This is a genomic window from Xanthomonas sp. NCPPB 2250 (genome assembly GCF_056725265.1).
This window is the reverse complement of the sequence record NZ_CM161520.1, coordinates 1781494-1807521: the sequence shown is the minus strand read 5'-3', so window position 1 is coordinate 1807521 and position 26028 is coordinate 1781494. Positions and strand designations below refer to the sequence as shown.

The following is a 26028-nucleotide window of genomic DNA, read 5'->3' as shown; positions in this document are numbered from 1 at the left end:
TCGCCATGGCGGCCGAACCACCCGTGATAGCGCCGCGCACACGCCGGCAGCGGCTCGCATGACCCGCCACCTGCTGTTCGTCTGCAGCCGCAACCGGCTGCGCAGCCCCACCGCGGAACAGGTGTTCGCCACCTGGCCCGGCGTGGACACCGCCTCGGCCGGCGTCGACCACGACGCGGACACCCCAATCACCCCGGAACTGCTGGAGTGGGCGGACATCGTCTTCGTCATGGAACCGGCGCATCGCACCAAGCTGTCGCGCCGGTTCAAGCGCCATCTCGGCCGCGCACGCATCGTCTGCCTCGGCATCCCCGACGACTTCGCCTACATGGATCCGGCGCTGGTGCAGCTGCTGACCGCGAAGGTATCGCGGCATCTGGCTACGCGCTGATCCTGTTCCTCGGCCGCCACTTCGAGGCGTGCATTCGCACGAGCACGACCGCATCCCGAGACACGCCGGCACGCGTGCTACGCTCGCCGCCGCGCCGGCCAAGGCGCCCCCACAACCAGGACGACAGCGTCATGCAAGCATGGAAGCGCCGCAGCATCGGCATTCTCGACATCGGCGGCGCCGGCATCGGCTTTCTTGCCATCGTCAGCCAGGTGCCGAATCTGCGGCAGCCGGCCGACTGGATCATCTGCGCCGCGTTCGCCGCGCTCTACAGCTGGGGTATCTACTGCGGCATCCAGTTGCTGGAAGGCCGGCCCAACGCGATCCGCGTCAACCGGACGTTCTGGCTGGCGCAGGTGCCGGCCTTCAACAGTCCTTGGGTCAGCTACATGTTCGCCTGCGGATTTCATCTCACCGCCGGCGTCCAGTTCGCCCCGCTCAAGACCGGCGCAAACTTCATGCTCGGCAGCCACTTCCTGTTCACCCTGTTCCGCCCGGAGGGCGCGAGCTTCCTTGGGCTGAACCTGTTCGCGCTGGCGGTCGCCCTGATCCTGCTGCAGCAATTGCGCCGCAACCGCGCTGACGCCGCGATTGATGCCGCGGCGACCGAAGCAGGCGCTGCGCCACCGCACGACAACGCGCATCATGGCGCGCCATGAAGATAAACGCGCTCTAGTGAACAAGACCGACGCGATGGTGTTCCTGCGCGCGCACCAGCCGCTGCCCGACGACGACCAGCTCACCCAGGCGCTGATCGACGCCTATGACGCGGCGAGACGGCTGTTTCTGGCCGATCCGGACCGCGACGTGCTGCCGCTGTTCCTGCGCTCCTTCGGCCACGGCGATGGCTGGGGTATCTATCCGCTGGTCGAGGACGTGTTCCATGCCTGCGACCGCAGCGACGCCCTTGCCGCGATCCGGGAGGCGCTCGACGATCCCGCGCTACCTGACGGCAGCCGCTACTGGGTCACGCAGTTAGCCGCCGCCTTTGCGGATCCGACCTTGCGCGCGGGGCTGGCCCTGTCGTTGCAGTCGGAACATCCAGACACCCGTGAGGCGGCGGAGATGGCGCTGGAGATGCTGGACCAGCACGCCGCACGCTGAAACGCTCGCGTCTGCGATCACGCGACAAGGCAGAACGACAGCACTCGATCCGCATGCCCGAACGCATGCACTCAACCCACGCACACCCGATCGCGCCCCATGCCCTTGGCCCGGTAAAGCGCGCCATCGGCGCGTTCCAGCCACTGGCTCGGCGTGTCGTCCGGGCGCAGCGCGACCAGGCCGGCGCTGAAGGTGACGCGCAGCGCCGGCGCCTCGGGCGCCCACTGCAGGCGTGCATGGAACAGGTCGCGCAGGCGCGTGGCCAGGCGCTCGGCGTCGGCCAGCGGCGTGTCGCCGAGCAGCACCGCGAACTCTTCGCCGCCCAGACGCGCCGGCAGGTCGGAGGCGCGGCAGGCGCTCAGCAGCAGTTGCCCGACCTCGCGCAGCACCGCATCGCCGGTGGCATGCGAGTAGCCGTCGTTGATCTGCTTGAAGCGGTCGATGTCCATCACCAACAGGCACAGCGGCGCGCCACTGCGTTGCGCGCGCTGCATGCTGTGCACCAGCACCTCGTCGAAGTGACGCCGGTTGGGCAACGCGGTTAGCGCATCCTCGTGCGCCAGGCGCTCGAACGCGGTGGCCTGGCGCTGCAGTTCCGCCAGCAGCTGGCTCTTCTCGGCATCGGCCTGCAGCAGGCGCTCGGTCTGCAGCCGCAGCGCGCTGGTGCGCCGCGCCACCAACCGCTCCAGGCGCAGGGCGCGACGTTTGTAGCGCGCGATCAGGTAGCGGTACAGCAGCACCAGCGCCAGCAGCAGCGCCACCACGGCCGCCGCATGGACGCTGTGTCGCTGCCACCACAGCGGCGCCACGCTGAAACGCCACACGGCTTCGCGCGTGCTCCAGGCGCCGTCCGGATGCGCCGCGGCCACGTGCAGGGTGTAGTCGCCCGGCGGCAGCCCGATGAACTCCACGCTGCGCTGGTTGCCGCGGTCGATCCAACCGGTGTCCAGGCCGTCGAGCCGGGTGCGGTAGCGGATGCGCTCGGGCAGCAGATAGCTGAGGCCGACGTAGGACACGGTGATGCGCTTGGCGCCGGGCAGTTGCGACGTGTTCTGCCACGGGAAGGGCTGGCCATCCAGCAGCACGCTCTCGATCGCGGCCGGCGGCGGCAAACGATCGCGGAAGCGCGCCAGGCGCCGCGGATCGACCATGCTGACGCCGCCGGCGGTGACCAGCCACACCGTACCGTCATGGCGCAGGATCATCGACGGCCCGGAGCTGCCATTGCCCTGGGCGTTGGACATGCCGTCGATCTCGTCGTAACGGCTCACCTGCAACCGTGCCTGGCGGCCGTCGGCGACCGCGTCCAGCGCCGCCGCGGTGGTCCGCAGCACGCCGCGGTTGCTGCTGATCCAGACATTGCCGAGGCGGTCGCGGACCAGTTGGAACACCGTGTCCACCGGCATGCCCTGCTCCAGCCCCACCCGCGCCAGCTGGCCGTCGCGGTCGCGGTGCAGGCCGCGGTCGGTGGAAATCCACACGTCGCGGCCCAGCGCCTGGAATCCGAACACGGTGCGCGCGCCGCCCAGCGGTTCCAGCGCCAGCTTCCGCACCCGGCCATCACGCAGTACCGCCGCGCCTTCGACCGAGCCGATCCACAGCGCGCCGTCGACGCTGGCCAGGGCGGTGATCAGGCCGTGCGGCAAGCCGGGCACGTCCGGCACCGACAGCCGGTCGCCATCGATGCGCATCACCCCGCTGCGCGTGCCGATCCAGACCGTGCCGGCGGCATCGACGCTGAGCGCACGCACCTGCCCGCTGGGCAAGCCCTCGTTGGTTCCGTAGTGGCGCACGACGCGGCCGTCGCGCAGGCGAAACACGCCGTCGGCGTAGGTGCCCATCCACAGGTCGCCGTCGCTGCCGCGCGCCAGGCTCAGGACCGATGGCGCGTCGCGCAGCGCAACCGGGGCGATGCGGCCATCCGGCGCCATCCGGTCCAGCCCGGCGGCGCTGCCGATCCACAGCGCGCCGTCCGGCGTCTCCAGCAGCGCCCGCACGTAGTCGCCACTGAGTCCGTCGCGGCGGGTGTAGCCGGCGAACAGCGTCTCGCGCAGCCGGAACAGGCCGCCATTTGCGCCGATCCAGATGCTGCCCTCGGCGTCCTGCAGCAGGCTGACGATACGTCCGTTGGGCAGCACGTCGCCCGGCAGCATGCGCTCGATGCCGTGCACACTGATCCGCAGCAGTCCCTGGTTCTCGGTGCCCAGCCAGATCGCGCCATCGCGGTCGCGCAGCATCGAGGTGAAATGGCCATAGCCCGGCAGGTGCTGCACGAGCACCGCGTGCTCGCCCTGCAGTCTGTACAGGTTCTCGCCGGCCACCACCCACAGCGAGCCGTCCGGTGCCCGATACGGCCAGGCCAGCCCCGGCGGCAGGCCGAACGCGGCCGGCGCGCGCCGCAGCACGCCCTGCGGGTCGCGGTACAGCAGGCCATCGAGACTGCCGATCCAGATGCGCCCCTGATCGTCGGCGGCCAGGTGCGGGAAGCTCGCCGCCAACGGCAGGTCGCGCGGCGCCGGCTGGTAATCGAAGCGGCCGTCCGGCCACAGGCAGCCCAGGCCGTTGCCTTCGAACAGCAGCCACATGCGGCCGTCGCGGTCCTGGGTCATGGCGTGGATCAGCGCATGCGGCCAGCCCGGCGGCTGCCGCCAGAAGCGCCAGTTGCCGGCCGCATCGTGGCGGCCGAGATTACCGCGCGAATCGCTCAGCCACAGCGCGCCGGCGCGGTCCACGTACAGCGAGCCCACCCCGTTGTCGGGCAGGCCCGGCCGGGTGCTGCGGTCGATGACGGTGAAGTCCTGGCCGTTGTAGCGCACCAGCCCTTCCCAGGTGGCGAACCACAGGCGGCCGTCCGGGGTCTGCGCCAGATCGCGCAGGGAGTTGTGCGGCAGGCCGTTGCGCGAGGTCCAGGAATCGATCGCGTAGTCGCGTAGCGGCGGCACCCCGTCTGCGCCACCATCGGCGGCAACGGCGCGCCACGCCACGCCCAATGCAAGCAGCAAGAACAGCAGCATCGGCCAGGCAGCCGGCCAGGCGCGCCCGCGGTCGCGTGCGAGCGCCGTCTCCCCCCTCCCCCTGGCGACGTTCACCGTCCCGACCCGATCCAACGCAGGCGGGGCGCGACAGGACCCTGGCGCGGGGGGCCAGCGTCAAGGGGACGGGGGCGACACAGACTCATTACCGGAGCGGAACACGGGACGAGCGCCCATGGTAGGCAAAAAAGCGTCGCTGCGGGTGGAGGCGGTAGCAGGCTGCGGGAAAAGGACGCGTGAAGATTGCGCGGCGGTTAAGCCGGAGCGGCCTTTGCACAGGACAGCAGCAACAACATTCCATCGCAGCACGCTCCCTTCTCCCACCGGAAGAAGGAGCCCCGAAGGGGCGGATGAGGGTACGGGCGCAGCCTGGTGTCGTCCTGATGCGCGAAGGCTTCGCCCCGCACCCTCACCCCAACCCCTCTCCCGGCGGGAAAGGGGCTCCAGCCGCAGCGCGCTCCCTTCTCCCATCGGGAGAAGGTGCCCCGAAGGGGCGGATGAGGGTACGGGCGCAGCCTGGGGAGGCATCCATCGCAGCGGCGGACAAGGGTGCGGGCGAAGTCTGGTGCTGTCTTGATGCGCGATGGCTTCGCCCCGCACCCTCACCCCAACCCCTCTCCCGGGGGGAGAGTGGCTTTTGCTCCCGATGGGGGAGCGCCGTTGGTGTCGCAGGTCGGCCACAGCGGTACCGCGCTCAGCCCAGGCGCTGCCGCACCGCCTCGAACAGGGTCACGCCGGCGGCGACCGAGACGTTGAGGCTCTCGATCTCGCCCGGCATCGGGATCCGCACCAGGCCGTCGCAATGCTCCCGGGTCAGCCGGCGCAGGCCGTCGGACTCGCCGCCCAGCACCAGCGCCACGTTGCCACGCAGGTCCTGCGCGTACAGCGAGGTCTCGGCCTCGCCGGCCAGGCCGTAGATCCACACGCCCTGCTTCTGCAGCTCGCGCAGGCAGCGCGCCAGGTTGGTCACCGCCACGATCGGCAGGCGGTCGGCGGCGCCGGCCGAGGTCTTGCGCACGGTGGCGTTGACCGGCGCCGATTTGTCCTTGGGAATCACCACCGCGGTCACCCCGGCCGCGGCGGCGCTGCGCAGGCAGGCGCCGAGGTTGTGCGGGTCCTGCACGCCGTCCAGCACCAGCAGCAGGGCGCGGCCCTCGGCGGCGCTGACCAGGCCTTCCAATTCGCTCTCGGCCCAGGTCCGCGCCGCGGCATAACGCGCGGCCACGCCCTGGTGCCGCACCGAGCCGCCGACGCCGTCCAGCGCCTGCGTGTTCACCCGCCGCACGTCGATGCCCTTGCGCCGCGCGTTCTCCTCGATCTCCTGCAGGCGCGGATTCTTGCTGCCCGCCTCCACCAGCACCTCGCGCACGTTGTCGGCGTCGTTCTCGATCGACGACGCCACGGCGTTGACGCCGACGATCCACTGGTTCTGCTTGCTCATGAGGCGGGACTACGCGTAAGGAAAGCGGGCATGGTAGGGGTTGTGGCCGCTGGCGTCATGCCTGGGGGGCTGGGATTGGGGAATGGGGATTCGGGATTGGCAGAAGCGGCCTGGCCGAGACGTCGTGCTTTCCTGAGATGCCCGGGGCATGCGTGTCGCGGCGGCAAGACCACCGATGCAGCGCCATCCAGTCTGGGCGCGACGGGCCTTGTGGGAGGGACTTCAGTCCCGACGCGGTGACCTGGGGAACCCCGGCCTGCTGCCTGGCGCGCCGATCACCCGAGGTTACCGGCAGTCTCCCGACACACTCCGCTCGCCGTCGGCACTGCCCATCGCAGCTCAGACCGGCCAGTGCTCGGTGTCGTGGTCCGGATGCTGGCGCGGGACGATATCGGCCAGGAACGGCGCGGCGGCCAGGTCGCCCTCGGTGCGGATCGCCGACAGCCGATGCAGCGCGTCCACGAACGGCAACTTCGCTTCGATGCCGTACTGGATAGTCGGCGGCACGGCCTCCGGATGGTCGAAAGCGCCGGCCGCCACCGCGATGCCGTCCGGCGCTTCGTAGGTCAGCGGCGTGCCGCAGTCGGCGCAGAAGCCGCGCTGCACCAGGTTGGACGAGGCGAAGCGCCTGGGTGTGCCGCGGGTCCAGGTCAATTCCGCACCGCGGGTGGAGACCAGCGGCGCGTAGTAGGCGCCGAACGCCTTCTGGCACATCCGGCAATGGCAGATCGAGGCGTCGTGCAGCCGTCCGCGCACGCGGAACCGCACCGCACCGCACTGGCAACCGCCGCTGTACTCCTGCTCCTGCTCCATATCCGCTCTCCGCTGCGAACCGCATCGCGCAGGGCTCCCGCACGACGCACGGGAAGCGCGATCGCGGCGGCCGCCAGGCGGCTCGCCGCGACGCTGCGCCGTCAGTACTTCTTTTTCTTGCGCTTGGCCGGCTGCCCACGCGGCGGCGGCGGCGGCAACTCGTCGTGTGCCGACGAGCCTTCCTCGACCAGGCGGAAGTCGATCTTGCGCTCTTCCATGCTCGCCTTCAGCACCAGGATGCGCACGCGGTCGCCCAGGCGGAACTCGCGCCCGCGGCGCTCGCCGGTCAGGGTCTTGCGGGTCGCGTCGAACTGGTAATAGTCCTGCGGCAACTGGGTCACGTGGATCAGGCCGTTGACCTTGGACTGGTCCAGCTCGACGAACAGGCCGAAGCTGGTGACGCCGCTGACCACGCCGTCGAACTGCCCGCCGACGTGCTTCTCCATCCACGCGGCGCGGTAGCGCTCGTCGACCTCGCGCTCGGCCTCGTCGGCGCGGCGCTCGCGCTCGGAGCACTGCAGCGCCAGCGCCGCCATCGCGCGGGGCGCGTACAGGTACTTGTCCGGCGCGCCGCGGGTCAGCGCGTACTTGATCGCGCGATGCACCAGCAGGTCCGGATAACGGCGGATCGGCGAGGTGAAGTGCGCGTACGCCTCCAGCGCCAGGCCGAAGTGGCCGGCGTTGTCGGGCGAGTACACGGCCATGCTCTGGCTGCGCAGCAGCACCGATTCCAGCAGCGCCGCGTCCGGGCGCTCGCGCACCTTCTTCAGCAGCTTGGTGTAGTCGCCCGGCACCACCTTGCTCCATGCCGGCAGGCTCAGCTTGAACTCCTTGAGGAACTCCAGCAGGTCGGCGTACTTGGATTCCGGCGGGCGCTCGTGCACGCGGAACGGCGCGGGGATATGCGTTTCCAGCAGGTAGCGCGCCGCGGCCACGTTGGCGGCGATCATGCATTCCTCGATCAGCTTGTGCGCGTCGTTGCGCACCAGCATGCCGGCCTGGGTCACCTCGCCGGTGTTGTCGAGCACGAAGCGCACTTCCGCGGTCTCGAACTCGATCGCGCCGCGGCGCGCGCGCGCCTTGGCCAGGATCTGGTACAGCTGATGCAGCCGCTCCAGCTGCGGCAGCACCGCCGCCACGTCCTTGCGCACCTGCTCGTCTTTTTCGCCCACCGCCTGCCACACCTGCTCGTAGGTGAGCCGCGCGTGCGAATTCATCACCGCCTCGTAGAAGCGCGCACCGGCCACCTCGCCCTGGCGGTCGATCTGCATGTCGCAGACGAAGCACATGCGGTCGACCTTGGGGTTGAGCGAGCAGATGCCGTTGGACAACGTCTCCGGCAGCATCGGCACCACGAAACCGGGGAAGTACACCGAGGTCGCGCGCTTGACCGCTTCGGTATCCAGCGGCGTGCCCGGACGCACGTAGTGCGACACGTCGGCGATCGCCACCACCAGGCGGAACCCGTCGGCGTTGGACTCGCAGAACACCGCGTCGTCGAAGTCCTTGGCGTCGGCACCGTCGATGGTCACCAGCGGCGTCTGCCGCAGGTCCACGCGGCCCTTGATCGCCGCCGGCTCCACCGTCAGCGGCACCGCCGCGGCCTCGTCCAGCACCTCCTGCGGGAATTCGTAGGGCAGTTCGTGGCCGTGGATCGCCGCTTCCACCAGCAGCGACGGGGTCAGCTTGTCGCCCAGCACCGCGATGATCTTGCCGATCGGCGGGCGCCGCGCGTCCGGCGCGGAGGTGAGTTCGCACACCACCAGTTGCCCGTCGCGGGCCTCGCCGACGGCATCGGCGGGGATCTGCACGTTGCGCTGGATGCGCTTGTCGTCCGGCACCACGAAGGCGATGCCGGCTTCCAGGCTGAAGCGGCCGATCAGGCGGGTCAGGCCGCGCTCAAGCACGCGCGCGATGCTGCCCTCGCGGCGGCCGCGGCGGTCGATGCCGGTGACGTTGGCCAGCGCGCGGTCGCCATGCAGCACCTTGCGCATTTCGTACGGCGGCAGGAACAGGTCGTCGCCGCCCTCGTCCGGGCGCAGGAAGCCGAAGCCGTCCGGATTGGCGATCACCACGCCGGGGATCAGGTTGGTCTGCTGCAGCGGCGCGTAGCCGCCGCGGCGGTTCTGCACAACCTGGGCTTCGCGCAGCATCGCACCCAGGCGCTTGCTCAGCGCTTCCTTGCGGGTCGGCTCGGTCAGGCCGAGCTGTTCGGCCAGTTCGTCCAGGGTCTGCGGGCCGTCGCAGCGTTCGAGCAGTTGCAGGATCGCCTCGCGGCTGGCGATCGGCTGCGCGTAGCGCTCGGCCTCGCGTGCGGCATAGGGGTCCTGGATCGGCGCGGCGACGTCGGGCGCGGCCGCCGGCGGTGGCGACGGTGGGTGCAGCGGTTGCAGCGGCGGCTTGGGGCCACGGCGCAGGAAGCTGGGCATCCAGGCGGGCAGACGCGATTTCTTCGGCGTATCGGAGGTGGGCGCGTCGCCAGACGCGGATTTGCCGGGCTTGCCGGACTTGCTTTTGCGAGTTGTCATCCGCGCATGGTACTCCCATGCAGGTGGCCGTCACCCGAACCGGGCGCCGCGCCGCGGCGAACGTGCGCCCCAGAAACGACGAAGCCCGCGTCAGCGGGCCGGTCGGTGCGAGAGTTCAGCGCTCTCGCGATGTTGCCTGTGGTGCCCAGGAGAGGACTCGAACCTCCACGGTTTTACCCGCTAGTACCTGAAACTAGTGCGTCTACCAATTCCGCCACCTGGGCGCTGAAGGCCGCGAATTCTGCGGTGCCGCCGCGACCTTGTCAACGCCTATTTTTGCGCCGGTCTCGATTGCCGGCATCGATGACGCGATCCGACCGAGGCACGCAGCGGTGCCGCGCACATCCCAAGCGCCGCGCGGCTGTGCACCCGCGCACGCTTCGACGGCGCGCGGATTCGGCGGAAAACAGCATGCGCGATGCCGATTCCGACACAGCGCTGTCACAAGCGGACCTGCTTCGAAGATGCGCCGTGACGGCAGCGGAAGTTCGCGATTTTGTCGGTTGACCCGATTCGGCGCCTCGCTAGTTTGCATCCGGCAATCCGTCGCCCTCCCCCACGCTCCGGAGCCTCCCCCATGCACAGCCTGTCCGCTTCCCTGCTCGCCGCCGCCCTGTTCGCCAGCGCCGGCAGCGCTTCTGCCGCCACTGCCGACGACGCCTCGCTCGGCTCGCTCACCGAGATCCAGCGCGCCCTGGACAGCGGCGCCTCCGTCGCCGTGGCGATCGACCTGAGCCAGTGCACGCCGACCTCCGGCGGCGCCACCCCGAGCCAGACCCGTGGCGGCCTGCGCATCGGCGCCTACCGCGTCACCGCCGACGGCACCCTGTCCTTCGCCGACGAGCACGTTACCGTCGGCCGCGACGGCAAGCCGATCCAGCAGTTCCTGCGCTACCAGGTGCATCCCGACAACACGGTGGACTTCACCATGTTCGTGTTCGCCCTGCCCAGCTACCAGCAGACCGGCAGCACCCTCGGCTACCGCTGCGCGATCAACCAGGGCCTGCGCTTCAACGTCGGCTACTGAGGTCGCCACCGACGCGTCCGCGACGGCGCTGCACTGCCGCCGTCGCAAAACGCTTGACAGTGCCCGCCGCCACGCGCACAATCCTCGTTCTGAGTTGCCCAGGTGGCGGAATTGGTAGACGCACTAGTTTCAGGTACTAGCGGGTAAAACCGTGGAGGTTCGAGTCCTCTCCTGGGCACCACGACCGACAGGTCGAGCAAGATCTCAAAACCCGCTTCGGCGGGTTTTTTGTTGGCTGCGCGCAGGCCGCGGCGCTCAGCGCTGCGGCGGACGCAACGGACCGATGTCCACGCGCACGCCCTTCACCCACACCGCCACCTTGTAGGCACGGTAGCCCGGGTTGTGGCGTTCGGCCGCACGCGCGGCCAGGTAGGCATTGGCGGCATGCACCAGCACCTGCAAGGACGGCTCCAGTTGCGCGACGCGCCGGAGTCTCACTTCGTAGGTGGCCATGCGCCCTCCCCCACGTACCGGCAGGCGCCGCGTCGTGCCGCGATCGGCCAACGCATGGCGGCGGCGCACCGCGGCGCCGACACCCTCGTGTCCACAACCTCCATGTCCTGCATGCGCATCCTCGCGCGTCCGTGCATTCCGCACCGCACGAGTATTGAATCTCCGAACAATTGGAGTCAAGCGTGACTGTACGACAAGCCGGCGGATGCTCCATATCTTGGTAGGCCCGCCGTCCCCCAAGGCCCACCGCGATGAATAGCTTCGGCGAGCGTTTGCGCGAAGCCAGAAAAGCCGCCGGGCTCACCCAGGAGCAGTTGGGCTTCGCGCTGGACGTCACCAAGTCCTCGGTGTCGGCCTGGGAGAACGACCGCGAAACGCCGAGCTTCCGCCTGCTGCCGACGCTGCGCAGCGTGCTGAACCGCTCGCTCGACGAACTGGTGTGCGGCGTCGGTCCCGGCAAGCGCGTGCAGGACCTGCCCGCCGACTATCCGTTGCTGGCGCAGGACGCGCAGGAGCGCGCCCTGCTCGCGCGCTATCGCAACGCCTCGGTGCGGCGCCGCGAAGCCGTGCTGGAACTGCTCAAGCCCGATAACGGCTGAGGTCGCATCGGCGGCGGGTGCGGCTTTCGGGCATCACTAGCAACGACCGAAGGCCACTTGTAGGAGCGGCTTCAGCCGCGACGAGGCGTTATCGGTAGCGCCTGTCGCGGCTAAAGCCGCTCCTACGAGGGCAACCACGTGTCCCGCTGAGCCGCGGCAACGCGCGTTGTTCGAGACGCCCTTTCAGCCGCCGACGCCGAGCTTGCGCAGCGCCTCGCCCCAGATCGCGTAGCCCGCTTCGCTGGGATGGGTGCCATCGGGCATCAGCGCCGCCGGCAGGGTGCCGTCCGGCTGCAGGAAGCGCGCGCCGATGTCGAGCCAGCGCACCTGCGGGTCGTGGGCGAAGCGCGCGGCCAGCAGGCGGTTGGTTTCCAGGATCGGCGCACGCTGCGGCGCATCGGCGGCGAAGCCGCGCGGGAAGATGCCCATCAGCACGATCCGGCTGCGCGGCAGGCGCCGCCGGATCTCGGCGACCACCGCCGCGACGCCGTCGGCGGTCTCCTGCGGCGTGTTGGTGCGCGCATGCTCGGTGCCGGCGAGATTGTTGGTGCCGAGGTTGATCACCACCCAGCGCGGCGCCAGGCCGTCCACCTCGCCCTGGCGCAGCCGCCACAGCACGTTCTGGGTGCGGTCCCAGCCGAAGCCCAGGTTCAGCACCGGCGCGTCGCCGAAGGTGCGCTGCCAGGCCTGCGCGCCATTCACCCGGATCGCCTGGGGCGCGCCCGCCCAGAAATGGGTGATCGAATCGCCGAGCATCACCACCTGCGGCTGCAACTGCCGCGCCGCGTCCAGCGCGGCATGGTGGCGTCCGTACCAGTCGTAGGAATCCTGCTCCAGCCAGGGCACCGCGATACGCGCGGTGTCGACGTCGGTCATCGCGTCCAGCGGCACCCGCGGCGCCTCGTCGAGCAGCCGCGCCAGGGTCGGCTCGATGGCCTCGGCCATGCGCCGCTGCCCGCGCGTGTCCGGGTGCAGCGCGCCACTGCCGGGATGCTGCCGCGGATCGTAGAAGAGGCTCGGATCCAGCGTGCCGTCGGTGCGCTGGAACACCGTGCCGATGTCCAGGTAGGCCACGCGCGGGTTGTCGCCGTAGCGCACCGCCAGCGCGCGGTTGACCTCGGCATCGCGCGCGCTCTTCTGCGCCGACAGTCCGCTGGGCAGCACGCCGAGCAACAGGATGCGCGTGCGCGGCAGGCGCTGCTCCAGCGTGGCCACCACCGCATCGATGCCGCGCACCGTGTCCGCCGCGCTGTGCCCTTCGTGGCCGGTGTTGTTGGTGCCGATCAGCAGGATCGCGACCTTGGGCCGCAGGCCGTCGACCTCGCCGTGCTGCAGGCGCCACAGCACGTGTTCGGTGGCGTCGCCGCTGAAGCCGAGGTTGAGCGCGCCGCGGCTGCCGTAGAAGGTCTGCCAGGTCGACTGGAAGTCTTCGTCCGGTGCCTGCGCCTTCTCGTAGTTCTGGGTGATCGAATCGCCGATCAGCAGCAGCGGCGCATCCGGGCGCGCATGCACCTGCGCCAACACCTGCTGGTGGCGCTCGGCCCACCAGGCTTGGTGCAGGCGATCGGCCGGGGTCACCGGCACTGGCGAGGGCGCCGGCGGCGACGCGGCCTGCGCATGGCCCGGGTGCGCGCCAAGGCACAGCAGTACGAGGACGGCCGCGCGCGGAAGCGATGCGGCAAAGCGGGCGCCGAAGGCGCGGAGAAAGCGCTGCATGTGCGGGGCTGCCGAAGCCTGCGAAGAGCCGCATTCTGGTGCGCAGGCCGCGGCAGCGGCAAGTGTCCCGGCGCTGGAGCGCGACGCCGGACGCGCATGCCACTTGGCATGCCCGGGTGCGGCGCGCCGGACGGCACGCCATCAGGCAATGGGGTGCATGCGCCGCTATCGCACCACCATTGCAGCGGCACGGAACGGCACCGGGCGTGGTGCCGTCCGTGCCGACGTGCCGCCGTCGAGGCTCAGTGGCCGCCAGCCGCCGCCGCGCCACCGCCGCCGCCGAACGGCGGCTTGGCCAGCCACAGGAAGAAGATGATCCCGAGGAAGGTCCAGCCCAGCAGGTAGAAGATGTCGTTGAAGCCCATCTGCGAGGCTTGGTGGTTGATGGTGTTGTTGAGCAGCGCCGCGCCGTTCTGCAGGCTGCCGTTGCCCATCATCTGCACCTGTTCCTGCATGCCCGGCGTGTAGGTGGAGATGTGCTCGGTCAGGTGCGCATGGTGCAACTGCGTGCGCTTGGCCCACAGGTAGGTGGTCAGCGAGGCGGCGAAGCTGCCGCCCAGCGTGCGCAGGAACGTGGCCAGGCCGGAGCCGGCGGCGATCTCGCGCCCGTCCAGGTCCGACAGCAGGATCTGCAGCACCGGCATGAAGAACAGCGCCACGCCCACGCCCATCAGCAACTGCACGCCGGCCACGTGCGGGAAATCCACCTGCAGGTTGAAGTCCGAGCGCATGAAGCTGGTGGTGGCCATGAAGATGAAGGCGATGCTGGCCAGCATCCGCAGGTCGAAGCGCGAGGCGTACTTGCCGACGAACGGGGTCATGATCACCGGCAGGATGCCGATCGGCGCAGTGGCCAGGCCGGCCCAGATCGCGGTGTAGCCCATGTCGCGCTGCAGCCACTGCGGGATCAGCAACGACACGCTGAAGAACGCGGCATAGGCCACGATCAGCGCCATGGTGCCGGCGCGGAAGTTGCGGTGGCGGAACAGCCGCAGGTCGACGATCGGATCCTTGTCGGTCAGTTCCCAGATCAGGAACACCGCCAGCGCCACCGCCGAGATCGCGGCGAGCACGACGATCTTGGTCGAACTGAACCAGTCCTCGTCGTTGCCCAGGTCCAGCACCACCTGCAGGCAGCCCACGCCGATGATCAGGGTGATCAGGCCGACATAGTCCATGCGTGGACGCTCGATCGGCTCGGGACGATCGCGCAGCTGCGAGCCGACCACGGTCGCGGCGATGATGCCCAGCGGCACGTTGATCAGGAAGATCCATTCCCAGCTGTAGTTGTCGGTGATCCAGCCGCCGAGGATCGGCCCGGCGATGGGCGCGACCACGGTGATCATCGCCAGCAAGGCCAACGCCTGCCCGCGTTTCTCGCGCGGGTAGATCGACACCAGCAGGCTCTGGGTGATCGGGTACATCGGGCCGCAGACGAAGCCCTGCAGCGCGCGCGACACCACCAGCATGCCCATGCTCTGGGCCAGGCCGCACAGCAGCGAGGCCGCGGTGAAGGCCAGCGTGGCCCACACGAACAGCTTGGTCTCGCCGAAACGGCGGCTGAGGAAGCCGGTCAGCGGCAGCGCGATGGCGTTGCTGACCGCGAACGAGGTGATGACCCAGGTCGCCTGCTGCGAACTGGCGCCGAGGTTGCCGGCGATGGTGGGCAGCGAGACGTTGGCGATGGTGGTGTCGAGCACCTGCATGAACGAGGCCATCGCCAGGCCCACCGTGCACAACGCCACACTGGCCGGGCGGAACCCGGTGGCCGGTGCGCCCGGAACCCCGGGCGCGGCGGGAGCGGCAGCTTGGTTGGACATGACCGGGCTCAGTTCGCCTTGGCGGCGTCGGGCAGGTTGGCGTGGATGATCTGCTTCACGGCCGCATCGGCCTGCTGCAGCTGCTGCGCATACACATCGGTATCCAGCAGCACGCCGCTGGCCGGCTTGGTCGGCAGCACCGAGCCGTTCTGGTCATGCAGGTTGACGTTGGCCTTCATCGACAGGCCGATGCGCAGCGGGTGCTGCTCCAGCTGCTTGGCGTCGATGGCGATGCGCACCGGCACGCGCTGCACGATCTTGATCCAGTTGCCGCTGGCGTTCTGCGCCGGCAGCAGCGAGAACGCACTGCCGGTGCCGATGCCCAGGCTCTGCACGGTGCCGTGGTAGGTCACCGCGCTGCCGTACACATCCGACTCCAGTTCCACCGGCTGGCCCAGGCGCATGTGCTTGAGCTGGGTTTCCTTGAAGTTGGCGTCCACCCACACCTGGTTCAGCGGCACCACCGCCATCAGCGCGGTGCCGGGCTGCACGCGCTGGCCCACCTGCACCGAGCGCCGCGCCACATAGCCGGCCACCGGCGCGACGATGGCGCTGCGGGCGTTGTTGAGGAAGGCCTGGCGCACCTGCGCGGCGGCGCCCTGCACGTCGGGCTGGTCGGCCACGCCGTTCTCGTCGATCAACGCGCGGTTGCGCGCCAGGGTCTCGCGCGAGCCGCTGACCGCGGCCTCGGCGGCGGCCAGCTGATCGCGGGCATGCGCCAGTTCTTCGGCGGAGATCGCCCCGGTGGCGACCAGGCTGGCACGGCGGGCGACGTCGGCGCGGGCGCGCTGCAGGGTCACCTGCTGCGCGGACAGTTCGGCCTGGGCGCCCTCGACCGAGCGGTACAGACCGCGCACCTGGCGCACGGTGCGCGCCAGATTGGCCTCGGCCTGCTGCAGCGCGACCTCGGTGTCGGCCGGGTCGAGCTTGACCAGCGGCTGGCCGCGCTCCACGCGCATGCCGTCGTCGGCGTCGATGCGCACCACGGTGCCGGCCACCATCGGGGTGATCTGCACCAGGTTGCCCTGCACGTAGGCGTCGTCGGTGTCCTCGTGCCAGCGGCCGACCAGGAAATACCAGATCGCCAGCGCGATCAGCACCAGCACCACTACCACGGCCAGGCCGCGCAGCAGCTTGCCGCGCCGGCTGGGGGCGGGAGCGGAGGAAGCGGGGGTCGTTGTCTGATTCATTGCAGCGATCTCAGGAATGCGAAGGTGCGGAAGAAGAAGAGCTCGGCGCATCGGCGGCGGAGGTGGCGTCGTAGCCGCCGCCCAGCGCCTGATTCAGGCGCACCGAGACCAGGATCTGATTGGATTGCAGCGACGCCAGGCGCTGCTGCGCGTCCAGCAACTGCTGTTGCGCGCTGAGCACGTCCAGGTAGTTGCCGATGCCGGCGCGGTAGCGCTGCTGCGACAGGTCGAAGGCGGCCTGCGCCGTCTCCAGCGCCTGCGCCTGCTGCTGCGCCTGCTCGGCCAGCGAACGCGCGGCGTTGACCTGATCGGCCACCTCGCGCAACGCCGCCACCAGGGTCTGGTTGTAGTTGGCCACCGCCAGGTCGTACTGCGCATCGCGCTCGGCCAGCTGGCTGCGCAGCCGCCCGCTGTCGAACAGCGGCAGGCTCACGCCCGGGCTGAGCAGGCCCAGCACCGACGAACTCTTGAACAGGTCGCCCGGGTTGGTGGCGGCGACACCGCCCAGCAGGCTCAGGTTGATGCTGGGATAGAACTGCGCCTTGGCCGCATGGATGCCCTGCGAGGCGGCTTCCACCCGCCAGCGCGCGGCGACCACGTCGGGCCGGCGGCCGAGCAGGTCGCTGGGCAGCACCGACGGCACCCGCGCGGCCTGCGGGTCGAGCAGGCGCGGCCGCTCGATCTGCAGCCCGCGGTCCGGGCCGCGGCCGAGCAGGGCCGCCAGCGCAGTGCGCGCTTCGTCGATCTGCTGCTGCGCCGCCGCCTGCTGCTGGCGCGCCGCCGGCACGCGCGCTTCGGCCTGGCGCAGTTGCAGGTTGTTGTCGATGCCGGCATCGCGGCGCTGCCGCACCAGCTTGAGGCTGTTCTCCGAGCGCGCCAGTTCGGCGCCGGCCAGGTCGTACAGGTGCCAGGCGTAGCCCAGTTGCGCGTAGGCGCGGGCGACGCCGGCCGACAGGTCCAGGCGCGCGGCCTGCGCGTCGACCTCGGCCGCATGCGCCTGGTCCACCGCCGCCTCCCACGAGGCGCGCTTGCCGCCCCACAGGTCGAAGCCGTAGCTGAAGTTCAGCAGCGCCTGTTCGTTGTGGATGTACTTGCCGCCGATCTCGTCGCCGACCAGGCCCTTGGGCAGTTGCAGGCCGGTGTAGCCGGCCGACAGCGACAGCTTGGCGCCGCGGTCGGCATCGGCCGCGCCGGCCTGCGCCTGCGCCAGGCGCAGCCGCGCATCGGCCGCGTCCAGGCTGGGCGTGCCCTGCAGGGCCTCGGCGATCAGTGCGTCGAGCTGCGGATCGCCCAGCGCCTTCCACCAGTCCTGCTGCGGCCACGGCGCCGGCGCCAGCGCGTCGGCGGCCAGGGTCTTGCCGATGTGCAGCTGGCGGTCGGCATCGAGCCGGCGCCCCTGCGGTTCCAGGCCACGGCTGCTGGCGCAGGCCGCCAGTGCCAGGGTGAGGGCCGCGACCGCGAACGGGCGCAGGCGGGAGGGAGAAGAGGACAGAGTCATGTGGGCGGGTTCAGGGCGAATTGAGGGAATCGCGGACGCGGACCAACAGCGAAAACAAGTGCTCGCGCTCGTCGGCGGACAGATCGCGCAAGGCATCGGCGATGGCGTCGTCGCCGCGCTGCTTGAGCTGCTGCCACAGCGCCTGGCCTTCGTCGGTCAGCACCAGGCGCAGCGCGCGGCGGTCCTGCGCGTGCGCCTCGCGGCGCACCCAGCCCAGGTCTTCCAGCTTGTCCAGCAGGCGCGTCACCGCGCTGGGGTTCTGGTCGATGGCCTGGGCCAGTTCGTTGGCGGTGCACGGCGCCATGTGGGCCAGGGCCTTCATGCCGATGTAGTGGCTGAAGCCCAGGTCCGGCTCCAGCCCGGCCATGGCCTGGTCGAGGCGGCGCATCAGGCCGTCACGCACCTGGCGCAGCAGCAGGCCGAACGAGGGCTGGCCAGGGAAGGAGGGAGCGCAGTTCATGGGCGCCTATTATTTTCATTTAGAAATATATGTCAAGAAAATATCCCCAAGGAAAGTAGATGCTGCGTTGCAGCGAAGGAACGCTGACGGCGAGCGCACTGTAGCGGCGCGCGGCCATGGCTCGGTATTACAATCCGGACAATGGATATCGAAATCGCGCCAACCCAATCGACCGACGCTCCGGCCAGCGCCGGCTCCGACAGCGCGCTGGACCCGCGCGCCATGGAGTGGTTCGAGCGCGCCGATGGCCCGCCCGCGCTGGCCTTCATCGCGCATTCGCCGGTGTCGCTGCGGCGCGAGGTGGACTGGCACCGCCATGTGCGCGGGCAATTGATCTACGTGGAGGACGGTGTGCTGGGCACCCGCACCGCGCACGGCCAGTGGTCGCTGCCGCCGGGCTGCGCCGGCTGGATGCCGCCGCAGGAACTTCACACGGTGCAGGTGTCCGGGCGGGTGCGCAGCTACCTGGTGCTGATCCGCCCCGACGTCTGCGCCGACCTGCCGCCGCGGACCTGCGTGATCGGCATGAACGGGCTGTTCCGGGAAGTGCTGCGGCGGATGAGCCAATGGGGGGTGCCGCCGGCGCTGGAAGCCGAGCAGCAGCGCCTGTGCGCGGTGCTGCTGGACGAGGTGCGCAATGCTCCGGTCGAGCATCTGCACCTGCCGATGCCGCGCGACCGCCGGCTGCTGCGCATCGCCACCCAACTGCTGGAAACCCCCGCCGACGACCGCTCGCTGGCGCAGTGGGCGCACTGGGCCGGGCTGTCGGCGCGCAGCCTGAGCCGCCACTTCCGCGACGAGACCGGCTTCGGCTTCGCCGGCTGGCGCCAGCAGGCGCGGCTGGCCGAGGCGCTGCGCCGGCTCAGCGACGGCGCCAGCGTCGCCGATACCGCCTTCCGGCTGGGCTACAGCAGCCCCAGCGCCTTCGTCACCGCCTTTCGCGGCCGCTTCGGCCATCCTCCGGCCCGTTACCTGGCCAGCGCCGGCGGCACGCGCGGCTTGGCATCGCCGGCCGCATCCGGATAATCGACCGGCTGACCTGCGGCGCCTGGCGCCGCGTTCCCCTATAGGTATTTCCCGCGCATGACCGATCTCGCCCGCCCCGCCTTCCATGGTTTCGAACAGCTGCCGCTGCGCGAATACGCCGAACGCGCCTACCTCGACTACTCCATGTACGTGGTGCTGGACCGCGCCCTGCCCTTCCTCGGCGACGGGCTCAAGCCGGTGCAGCGGCGCATCATCTATGCGATGAGCGAGCTGGGCCTGAACGCGACGGCCAAGCCGAAGAAGTCCGCGCGCACCGTCGGCGACGTGATCGGCAAGTACCACCCGCACGGCGACAGCGCCTGCTACGAAGCGCTGGTGCTGATGGCGCAGCCGTTCTCCTACCGCTACCCGCTGATCGAGGGCCAGGGCAACTTCGGCTCCACCGACGACCCGAAGTCGTTCGCGGCGATGCGCTACACCGAGTCCAAGCTGACTCCGATCGCCGAAGTGCTGCTGGGCGAACTCGGCCAGGGCACGGTGGACTGGTCGCCGAACTTCGACGGCACCCTGGACGAGCCGACCTGGATGCCGGCGCGGCTGCCGCACCTGCTGCTCAACGGCACCACCGGCATCGCCGTGGGCATGGCCACCGACGTGCCGCCGCACAACCTCAATGAGATCGTCAGCGCGCTGATCCGCCTGCTCGACGACCCCGATGCCAGCGTCGGCGACCTGTGCGAGCACGTGCGCGGCCCGGACTACCCGACCACCGCCGAGATCATCACCCCGGCCGCCGACCTGCGCGCGATCTACGAGACCGGCCATGGCAGCGTGCGCGCCCGCGCCACCTACCAGAAGGAAAACGCCAACATCGTGGTCACGGCGCTGCCGTACCAGGTGTCGCCGTCCAAGGTGATCGAGCAGATCGCGCAGCAGATGCGCGCCAAGAAGCTGCCCTGGCTGGAAGACATCCGCGACGAGTCCGACCACGCCAACCCGGTGCGGGTGGTGCTGGTGCCGCGCTCCAACCGGGTCGACGCCGAGCAGCTGATGGGCCACCTGTTCGCCACCACCGACCTGGAGCGCAGCTACCGGGTCAATCTCAACGTGATCGGCCTGGACGGCCGCCCGCAGGTCAAGAACCTCAAGACCCTGCTGGAGGAATGGCTGCGCTTCCGCAGCGACACCGTGGTGCGCCGCCTCAACCATCGGCTGGAGAAGGTCGAGCGCCGTCTGCACCTGTTGGAAGGGTTGCTGACCGCGTTCCTCAACCTGGATGAGGTGATCCGCATCATCCGCACCGAGGACGAGCCGAAGCCGGCGCTGATCGCGCGCTTCGCGCTCAGCGAGGAACAGGCCGACTACATCCTGGAAACGCGCCTGCGCCAGCTGGCGCGGCTGGAAGAGATGAAGATCCGCGGCGAGCAGGACGCGCTGGCCAAGGAACGCGAGCAGCTGCAGGCGGTGCTGGCCAGCAAGACCAAGCTGAAGAAGCTGATCAAGGACGAGCTGATGGCCGACGCCAAGAAGTTCGGCGATGCGCGGCGCTCGCCGCTGGTGCAGCGTGGCGCGGCCCAGGCCATCGACGAGACCGAGCTGGTGCCGAGCGAGCCGATGACCGTAGTGATGTCGGAGAAGGGCTGGATCCGCGCGGCCAAGGGCCACGACGTGGATCCGGCGGCGCTGTCCTACCGCGACGGCGACGGCCTGCTGGCGGCGGTACGCGGGCGCAGCACGCAGCAGGTGGCGTTCCTGGATTCGGAAGGCCGCGCCTACTCGACCCTGGTGCATACCCTGCCCTCGGCACGCGGCAACGGCGAACCGCTGACCGGACGCTTCGCGCCCGCGGCCGGCGCCTCGTTCCAGGCCATCGCCAGCGGCGAGAACGACAGCCGCCTGGTGCTGGCGTCCTCGCACGGCTACGGCTTCGTCACCCGCTTCGAGAACCTGACCAGCCGCAACAAGGCCGGCAAGGCCATGCTCAACCTGACCCCGAACGCCAAGGTGCTGCCGCCCGCACCGGTGAGCGGCGCGGGCAGCGACCGCATCGTCGCGGTCACCAGCGCCGGCCATCTGCTCGCCTTCCCGGTCGCCGACCTGCCCGAGCTGGACAAGGGCAAGGGCAACAAGATCATCGACATCCCCAAGGCCAAGCTCAGCACCGAACGGGTGGTGGCGATCGCCGCGGTGGCACCGGGCAACACGCTGCTGGTGAAGAGCGGCCAGCGCACCATGTCGCTGTCGTTCAAGGACCTGGACGCCTACCTCGGCGCCCGCGCCAGCCGCGGCGGGTTGCTGCCGCGCGGGTGGCAGAAGGTGGACGATCTGGCGGTCGAGTAAGCGCTTGGCGCTTGGCGCCAAGCGCGGGATTCGGGATTCGGGATTCGGGATGAGCGTTTCGCGCCGGTGCAGCGTTTGCATACGGCGCGGCATCCCGCTTCTCGGCGGAATCGCGCTTTTGGTAGGAGCGGCTTCAGCCGCGAGGCCTTACCGCTGAAGCGTCGCGGTCGAAGCGCAAAAGCAACCACGGGCTGCACGCGCATCGCGTGCGAAGCCAAGCGTCCCGAATACCTGCACGTCACGAGGCTTTTGTGGGAGGGGCTTCAGCCCCGACGCGCATCACCTGCAGCGCGTCGGGGCTGAAGCCCCTCCCACAACGCGGCCGCCCGAGCGACCGAGTCCAAGTCGCCTAGCCCACTGTCGCCGCATCGCGCAGCTGCTCGATATGGCTGGCGATCATCGCCGCCACCGTATCGGCCACCGCGCGCGCGCTCAGGCGGGTGTCGAACAGCAACTCCACGGTCGCATAGATCAGGTCGACCACAATGCGGCTGACCAGCCGCAACTGGCGCGGGTCGGCGTCGGGGAAGGCTTCGCTGAGGAAGCGCACCTGGCCCTTGGTCACCTGCGCATGCGACTCCAGGCGCACCTGCTGCAACGCCGGCACCGCGCGCAGCGCGCGCAGCACCCACACCCCGCCCTCGGTCGCCTTGGTGACGCGGTAGGTATCCAGCACCAACCCGGCGAGGGCGCGCTGCAATTCCTCGCGCGTGCCGCTCATCGCCTGCAGCGTGATCCACTTGGGGACGAGTTGGTTCTGCCGCTCCATCAGCCGCCGGCCCAGTTCCGACAGCAGCGCGTACTTGTTGGGGAAATAGCGGTACAGCGCCGGCGGCGTCAGCCCGGCACGCGCGCAGACCAGGTTGGTGGACAGCCGCTCCACGCCGACGTCGCCGAGCAGTTGCGCGGTGACCGAGAGGATCTGTTCGTAGGTCTCGGTGGCGCGATGCTGGGCCGGCACCTTGTTCCCGGTCAGGCGCGGGCGGTGCGGTGCGGAGGGGCGCGGCGTGTCGGCGGGCATGGGATCTCGATGGTGGTGAAGCAGCAGGCGCCGCGGTGGCGGCACGACGCCAGCCTGACGGCACGCATCGCCGCGGCAATGGGTGCGCGGGCTGCGCCGGACGTCGCGGCACGCGCCGACACCGCATCTTACCGCGCCCGCCCCTGGCACACCGGTAGCGTCGCTCAGCGCCGTGCCAGCCATCCGCTGAGGCCGGCCGCCAAGCGCCGCTGCAACGTGGTGTACGGAGGAAAGAACGCCTTGACGATCGGCAGGCGGCCGCCCCGCAGCAGCGCGCGTTCGTGCGAGAAGGTGCGGAAGCCGTGCACGCCGTGCGCGCTGCCGAATCCCGAGGCGCCCACCCCGCCGAACGGCAAACCGCTGTGCACGAACTGCTGCAGGCAGTGGTTGACCACCGCGCTGCCGGAACTGGTGCGCGCCAGCACCTGGGCGATGCCGGCACGGTCGCGGCTCCACAGGTACAGCGCCAGCGGCTTGGGCGCGGCGTCGAGCCGGTCGAGCACCTCGTCAAGGCGCGCGAACTCGACCACCGGCAGTACCGGACCGAAGATCTCTTCCTGCGCGATCCGCGCCTGCGCCGGCACCTGCGCCAGCAGCGTCGGCGCCACGTAGCAGCTCTCCGCGTCGTGCTCGCCACCGGCCAGCAACTGCGCGCCGCCGGCGCGCGCCTCGTCGATCAGTGCGGCCACCCGCGCGGCATGCGCCGGGTGGATCATGCGCGCCAGGTGCGGACTGGCGGCGACCGTCTGCGCGTCGGCACCGTAGCGCTGCGCCAGCAGGGCGCGGCAGTGCTCAAGCAGGCGCGCGCTGACATCGCGATGCACGAACAAGGTATCCGGCGCGATGCAGGTCTGCCCGGCGTTGACCAGCTTGGCCCAGACGATCACCTCGGCGGCAAGACGCAGGTCGGCGCTGCGGTCGACGATCACCGGCGACTTGCCGCCGAGCTCCAGCGTCACCGGCGTCAACTGCCGCGCCGCCGCGGCCATCACCTGCCGGCCGACCGACGCCGAACCGGTGAAGAACACATGGTCGAACGGACACGCCAGCAAGGCCTGCGCGGTCGCCGCGCCGCCCTGCACCAGGGCCACCTCCTCCGGCGCGAACGCCTCCTCCAGCACCGCCTGCAGCACCGCGTTGACCTGCGGGGTGAATTCGGAGGGCTTGATCAGCGCCGTGTTGCCGGCGGCCAGTGCCGACACCAGTGGCCCCAACACGGTGGCCACCGGGTAGTTCCAGGGCCCGATGATCAGACAGCGGCCCTTGGGCTGAAACGCGATGCGCGCGCGCGTGCCCAGGGCCAGCAGGGTCGGCGCGACCTTGCGCGGACGCATCCAGCGCGGCAGCTGCGCGATGGCGGTGGCGATCTCGTCGACCACCGGCAGCAGCTCGGTCAATTCCACTTCCAGCGCGGGCTTGGCGAAATCGGCGGCGAAGGCGGCGATCAGCGCCTGCCGTCGCGCCAGCAAGGCGTCACGCAGCGCACGCAGATGCGCGCGCCGCGTGTTCGCCGAGGAGCCGCGCCAGGCCAGCGCGGTGGCCTGCTGCGCGGCGAACAGCGCCGCGACCGTCTCCGGTGGGGTGTCCAGCACGGGCTCAGGCGCCATCGCCGCGCTCCTGCTTGGCGGACGTCGGCCATCGCCCGGTGCCTGACAGTCCCCTGCCCTGCGCCATGCGCGGCCGACGGAAGCGCGTCACCACAGCGGCCAGCGCGCTCGCACGGCCACCACCATCAGCCCGCATGCGAGCCTGCCTCCACGACAGCCGGACGGCGCTGCCGCCGGCCGATCCACAGCGCCAGCAGCGCCGCAGCCAGCGCGAATCCCAGACCGACCAGCGGCACCGGCGCCGGATCGTCGGCATGCAGCAGCAGCGACGCCAACAACGGCCCGCAGGCCGACCCGATCAACTGCGCGGCCGGCACCAGCACCGCCACCCGCCCCTGCGCATCGGCGCGCAGCGCCAGGCCGACATGGAACGGCATCAGGAACATCCAGGCGAAGCCGAACGCCACGCACACCGCGGCAAAGCCCAGCGCCGCATTGCCCGGAACCCGGTACATCGCCGCGGCCACCAGGCACAGCGCCACGCTGCCCAGGGTCAGGGTCGCCGTCACCGAGAGCCGGCGCACCCAGTAGATCGCCGCCAGGCCACCGACGATCTGCATGCCCAGCACCCACGAGGTCTGCAGTTGCGCCGCATGCGCGTCCAGCCCCGCGCGCAACGCCAGCGGCTCCAGGTACGCCCACAGCGCTCCGATCGCCGACATCTGCAGGAACGCCACCAGCAATGGCGCCAGCGTCGCCGGCGACCAGCGCAGCCTGGCGGTGGCGGTCGCCGCGCACTGCGCATCGGCGGCGGGAGCCAGGCTTGCCGGCACCGGCAGTGCCGCCGCCAGCGGCAGCACCAGCAGGCAGGTCGCGGCCATGGCGACGAAACCGCCTTTCCAGCCCGCCGCCGGCAACACCCACAGCGCCAGCGCCGCCGCCAGCGCGATCTGCGCCAGCGCCTGCAGCACCATGAACACCGCGGTGATCCGGTCCGGCGTGGCCGCGCGCACGATGCTGACGGTGGCCACCCAGACCAGCAGGCCCTCGGCCAGGCCAGCGACGGCGCGCAGCGCGACGAAAGCCGCATCGCCCTGCGCCTGCACCGTTGCCAGGTTCAGCGCCGCGGCCAGCAACGCCGCCACGACCGCCGTGGCACGCTGCCAGGACACCGGCAGCAGCGCATCGCCCAGCGCCACGCCGATCCCCAGCGCGATGATCTCGCCCATCGCCACCACGCCCACGCCGGGCAACGTGATCAGGTGCTGCTCGACCAGTGCGCCGAGCACGATCGGCTGCACGCCGAGGATCAGCAGCGCGATGGCGCCGATCGACAAGGCCGCGGCGAGCGGACGTGTCGCGTGGACGCCGGTTGATGCGACGGAAAACGGGGATGGCGTGGCGGTCATCGCGATGGACCCTCAGTAGCCTTTGCTTTCGGCCGGCAATTCGCCCGCGGCGAAGGCCGCGGCGGCACGCATCTGGTCCTTGCGCAGCCGCCCGTTGGCGATGCGCCGGACCCACCAGGGCAGCTCCCGCACCTGCCCGCCGGTGGCCGCGGCAAGCACATAGGCCTTGGCGCATTTCTCGAACAATTCCACGTTCAATGCCAGCCGCTGCGCGGTGATGCCAAGACACAGCGGGCGTCCGCCGAACAGCAGGACGCTGCCGACGCCCGGCGCGGCCGTCGCCAACGCGTCGACCGCAGGAAACGGCGGCGGCATCGGCCCGATGTGCCGGGCCTGTTCGTCGAAGACCTGCGGCAGCACGCCGCCGACATTGGCCAGAAGGTGGCCGAACGCGCCGGCCGACCAGGCGCTGGCACCGACATCGGGACGCTGCAGGTACACCTGCGCGTGCACCTGCGCCCATGCCGGCAGCGCCGGGTCGCGCCAGTCCAGCCACTGCGGCCGCTCCGCCTCGAGCGCGCCACAGCACATCGCCGTGTTGTCCGGACAGCGCAGCGCCAGGGCTGCCGCGTCGTCGCCGAGCAGGCGCTTGGCCACGAGCCGCTCGCGGGTGTGCAGCCAGAGTGCTTCGATCTGCGGGACGGTGGGCATG

Annotated in this window: 21 protein-coding genes and 2 tRNA genes; 8 read left to right on the top strand and 15 right to left on the bottom strand. The window is 70.4% G+C overall.

Annotated features, from left to right (window positions below):
- Positions 1-58: 58 nt before the first annotated feature.
- The 3 genes from AC1PMG_RS07500 (at position 59) to AC1PMG_RS07490 (ending at position 1495) form a co-directional block, all read left to right on the top strand.
- Positions 59-391: a low molecular weight protein tyrosine phosphatase family protein gene (locus AC1PMG_RS07500; RefSeq protein ID WP_481111171.1), complete on the top strand. Its 333-nt coding sequence runs from the start codon at positions 59-61 to the stop codon at positions 389-391.
- 131 nt (positions 392-522) lie between these two features.
- Entirely contained in the window at positions 523-1050 is a 528-nt protein-coding gene (locus AC1PMG_RS07495) for a hypothetical protein (RefSeq protein ID WP_481111170.1), read from the top strand.
- Between the two features lie 16 nt (positions 1051-1066).
- Positions 1067-1495 carry a hypothetical protein gene (locus tag AC1PMG_RS07490; protein ID WP_481111169.1) on the top strand — a complete coding sequence of 143 codons (429 nt, stop codon included), beginning with the start codon at positions 1067-1069 and terminating at the stop codon, positions 1493-1495.
- Positions 1496-1566: 71 nt separating this feature from the next.
- On the opposite strand, the gene AC1PMG_RS07485 is transcribed toward AC1PMG_RS07490, so the two are convergent.
- The 5 genes from AC1PMG_RS07485 to AC1PMG_RS07465 form a co-directional block, all read right to left on the bottom strand.
- Positions 1567-4509, bottom strand: coding sequence for a ligand-binding sensor domain-containing diguanylate cyclase (locus AC1PMG_RS07485; RefSeq protein ID WP_481111168.1), 2943 nt, complete (start codon positions 4507-4509; stop codon positions 1567-1569).
- A 712-nt stretch (positions 4510-5221) separates the two neighbouring features.
- Complete coding sequence (gene rlmB / locus AC1PMG_RS07480) at positions 5222-5968, bottom strand: 23S rRNA (guanosine(2251)-2'-O)-methyltransferase RlmB (protein ID WP_017913459.1); 747 nt, start codon at positions 5966-5968, stop codon at positions 5222-5224.
- Positions 5969-6307: 339 nt separating this feature from the next.
- Positions 6308-6781 (bottom strand): GFA family protein, encoded by a 474-nt coding sequence (locus AC1PMG_RS07475; RefSeq protein ID WP_481111167.1) that lies wholly within the window; start codon positions 6779-6781, stop codon positions 6308-6310.
- Positions 6782-6882: 101 nt separating this feature from the next.
- Positions 6883-9210 carry a ribonuclease R gene (rnr, locus tag AC1PMG_RS07470; protein ID WP_481111635.1) on the bottom strand — a complete coding sequence of 776 codons (2328 nt, stop codon included), beginning with the start codon at positions 9208-9210 and terminating at the stop codon, positions 6883-6885.
- Between the two features lie 238 nt (positions 9211-9448).
- Positions 9449-9533, bottom strand: a tRNA-Leu gene (locus tag AC1PMG_RS07465).
- 353 nt (positions 9534-9886) lie between these two features.
- On the opposite strand from AC1PMG_RS07465, the gene AC1PMG_RS07460 reads away from it, so the two are divergent.
- On the top strand, positions 9887-10336 hold the full coding sequence (locus AC1PMG_RS07460; protein WP_152245914.1) for a VirK family protein: 450 nt from the start codon (positions 9887-9889) through the stop codon (positions 10334-10336).
- 96 nt (positions 10337-10432) lie between these two features.
- Positions 10433-10517, top strand: a tRNA-Leu gene (locus AC1PMG_RS07455).
- A gap of 74 nt (positions 10518-10591) precedes the next feature.
- Here AC1PMG_RS07455 and AC1PMG_RS07450 read toward each other — a convergent pair.
- Positions 10592-10789, bottom strand: coding sequence for a hypothetical protein (locus tag AC1PMG_RS07450; protein WP_010343993.1), 198 nt, complete (start codon positions 10787-10789; stop codon positions 10592-10594).
- A gap of 251 nt (positions 10790-11040) precedes the next feature.
- Between AC1PMG_RS07450 and AC1PMG_RS07445 the strand changes: the two genes are divergently transcribed.
- Positions 11041-11388, top strand: coding sequence for a helix-turn-helix domain-containing protein (locus AC1PMG_RS07445; RefSeq protein ID WP_017910998.1), 348 nt, complete (start codon positions 11041-11043; stop codon positions 11386-11388).
- Positions 11389-11571: 183 nt separating this feature from the next.
- On the opposite strand, the gene AC1PMG_RS07440 is transcribed toward AC1PMG_RS07445, so the two are convergent.
- From AC1PMG_RS07440 to AC1PMG_RS07420, 5 genes are all read right to left on the bottom strand, one after another.
- Entirely contained in the window at positions 11572-13104 is a 1533-nt protein-coding gene (locus tag AC1PMG_RS07440) for a GDSL-type esterase/lipase family protein (RefSeq protein ID WP_481111166.1), read from the bottom strand.
- 242 nt (positions 13105-13346) lie between these two features.
- Entirely contained in the window at positions 13347-14924 is a 1578-nt protein-coding gene (locus AC1PMG_RS07435; protein ID WP_481111165.1) for a DHA2 family efflux MFS transporter permease subunit, read from the bottom strand.
- Positions 14925-14932: 8 nt separating this feature from the next.
- On the bottom strand, positions 14933-16114 hold the full coding sequence (locus AC1PMG_RS07430) for an HlyD family secretion protein (protein ID WP_342072219.1): 1182 nt from the start codon (positions 16112-16114) through the stop codon (positions 14933-14935).
- A 10-nt stretch (positions 16115-16124) separates the two neighbouring features.
- The gene (locus AC1PMG_RS07425; RefSeq protein ID WP_481111164.1) at positions 16125-17612 is read right to left on the bottom strand and encodes an efflux transporter outer membrane subunit; all 1488 of its coding nucleotides are present in this window, start codon (positions 17610-17612) and stop codon (positions 16125-16127) included.
- Positions 17613-17622: 10 nt separating this feature from the next.
- Complete coding sequence (locus tag AC1PMG_RS07420) at positions 17623-18072, bottom strand: MarR family winged helix-turn-helix transcriptional regulator (RefSeq protein ID WP_342072221.1); 450 nt, start codon at positions 18070-18072, stop codon at positions 17623-17625.
- Between the two features lie 141 nt (positions 18073-18213).
- Between AC1PMG_RS07420 and AC1PMG_RS07415 the strand changes: the two genes are divergently transcribed.
- Together AC1PMG_RS07415 and parC are read left to right on the top strand one after the other, a co-directional pair.
- Positions 18214-19098: an AraC family transcriptional regulator gene (locus tag AC1PMG_RS07415; RefSeq protein ID WP_481111163.1), complete on the top strand. Its 885-nt coding sequence runs from the start codon at positions 18214-18216 to the stop codon at positions 19096-19098.
- A 57-nt stretch (positions 19099-19155) separates the two neighbouring features.
- A complete protein-coding gene (parC, locus tag AC1PMG_RS07410; RefSeq protein ID WP_481111162.1) occupies positions 19156-21399 on the top strand; it encodes a DNA topoisomerase IV subunit A in 2244 nt (747 codons plus the stop codon).
- Between the two features lie 349 nt (positions 21400-21748).
- Here the strand turns inward: parC and AC1PMG_RS07405 are convergent, their stop codons facing one another.
- The 4 genes from AC1PMG_RS07405 to AC1PMG_RS07390 all read right to left on the bottom strand — a co-directional run bounded on the left by AC1PMG_RS07405 (position 21749) and on the right by AC1PMG_RS07390 (position 26027).
- Positions 21749-22420: a TetR/AcrR family transcriptional regulator gene (locus AC1PMG_RS07405; protein ID WP_152237643.1), complete on the bottom strand. Its 672-nt coding sequence runs from the start codon at positions 22418-22420 to the stop codon at positions 21749-21751.
- A 164-nt stretch (positions 22421-22584) separates the two neighbouring features.
- Entirely contained in the window at positions 22585-24027 is a 1443-nt protein-coding gene (locus tag AC1PMG_RS07400; protein WP_481111161.1) for an aldehyde dehydrogenase family protein, read from the bottom strand.
- A gap of 125 nt (positions 24028-24152) precedes the next feature.
- Entirely contained in the window at positions 24153-25304 is a 1152-nt protein-coding gene (locus tag AC1PMG_RS07395; RefSeq protein ID WP_481111160.1) for an MFS transporter, read from the bottom strand.
- Positions 25305-25388: 84 nt separating this feature from the next.
- Entirely contained in the window at positions 25389-26027 is a 639-nt protein-coding gene (locus AC1PMG_RS07390) for a hypothetical protein (RefSeq protein ID WP_481111159.1), read from the bottom strand.
- Between the last annotated feature and the right edge of the window lies 1 nt (position 26028).

Coding starts and splice junctions, on each gene's coding strand:
- AC1PMG_RS07475 (WP_481111167.1), bottom strand. CDS start 6,781: ATGGAGCAGGAGCAGGAGTACAGCGGCGGTTGCCAGTGCGGTGCGGTG.
- rlmB (WP_017913459.1), bottom strand. CDS start 5,968: ATGAGCAAGCAGAACCAGTGGATCGTCGGCGTCAACGCCGTGGCGTCG.
- AC1PMG_RS07460 (WP_152245914.1), top strand. CDS start 9,887: ATGCACAGCCTGTCCGCTTCCCTGCTCGCCGCCGCCCTGTTCGCCAGC.
- AC1PMG_RS07430 (WP_342072219.1), bottom strand. CDS start 16,114: ATGAATCAGACAACGACCCCCGCTTCCTCCGCTCCCGCCCCCAGCCGG.
- parC (WP_481111162.1), top strand. CDS start 19,156: ATGACCGATCTCGCCCGCCCCGCCTTCCATGGTTTCGAACAGCTGCCG.
- AC1PMG_RS07450 (WP_010343993.1), bottom strand. CDS start 10,789: ATGGCCACCTACGAAGTGAGACTCCGGCGCGTCGCGCAACTGGAGCCG.
- AC1PMG_RS07435 (WP_481111165.1), bottom strand. CDS start 14,924: ATGTCCAACCAAGCTGCCGCTCCCGCCGCGCCCGGGGTTCCGGGCGCA.
- AC1PMG_RS07400 (WP_481111161.1), bottom strand. CDS start 24,027: ATGGCGCCTGAGCCCGTGCTGGACACCCCACCGGAGACGGTCGCGGCG.
- AC1PMG_RS07485 (WP_481111168.1), bottom strand. CDS start 4,509: ATGCTGCTGTTCTTGCTGCTTGCATTGGGCGTGGCGTGGCGCGCCGTT.
- AC1PMG_RS07495 (WP_481111170.1), top strand. CDS start 523: ATGCAAGCATGGAAGCGCCGCAGCATCGGCATTCTCGACATCGGCGGC.
- AC1PMG_RS07440 (WP_481111166.1), bottom strand. CDS start 13,104: ATGCAGCGCTTTCTCCGCGCCTTCGGCGCCCGCTTTGCCGCATCGCTT.
- AC1PMG_RS07445 (WP_017910998.1), top strand. CDS start 11,041: ATGAATAGCTTCGGCGAGCGTTTGCGCGAAGCCAGAAAAGCCGCCGGG.
- AC1PMG_RS07415 (WP_481111163.1), top strand. CDS start 18,214: ATGGATATCGAAATCGCGCCAACCCAATCGACCGACGCTCCGGCCAGC.
- AC1PMG_RS07405 (WP_152237643.1), bottom strand. CDS start 22,420: ATGCCCGCCGACACGCCGCGCCCCTCCGCACCGCACCGCCCGCGCCTG.
- AC1PMG_RS07500 (WP_481111171.1), top strand. CDS start 59: ATGACCCGCCACCTGCTGTTCGTCTGCAGCCGCAACCGGCTGCGCAGC.
- AC1PMG_RS07425 (WP_481111164.1), bottom strand. CDS start 17,612: ATGACTCTGTCCTCTTCTCCCTCCCGCCTGCGCCCGTTCGCGGTCGCG.
- AC1PMG_RS07420 (WP_342072221.1), bottom strand. CDS start 18,072: ATGAACTGCGCTCCCTCCTTCCCTGGCCAGCCCTCGTTCGGCCTGCTG.
- rnr (WP_481111635.1), bottom strand. CDS start 9,210: ATGCCCAGCTTCCTGCGCCGTGGCCCCAAGCCGCCGCTGCAACCGCTG.
- AC1PMG_RS07390 (WP_481111159.1), bottom strand. CDS start 26,027: ATGCCCACCGTCCCGCAGATCGAAGCACTCTGGCTGCACACCCGCGAG.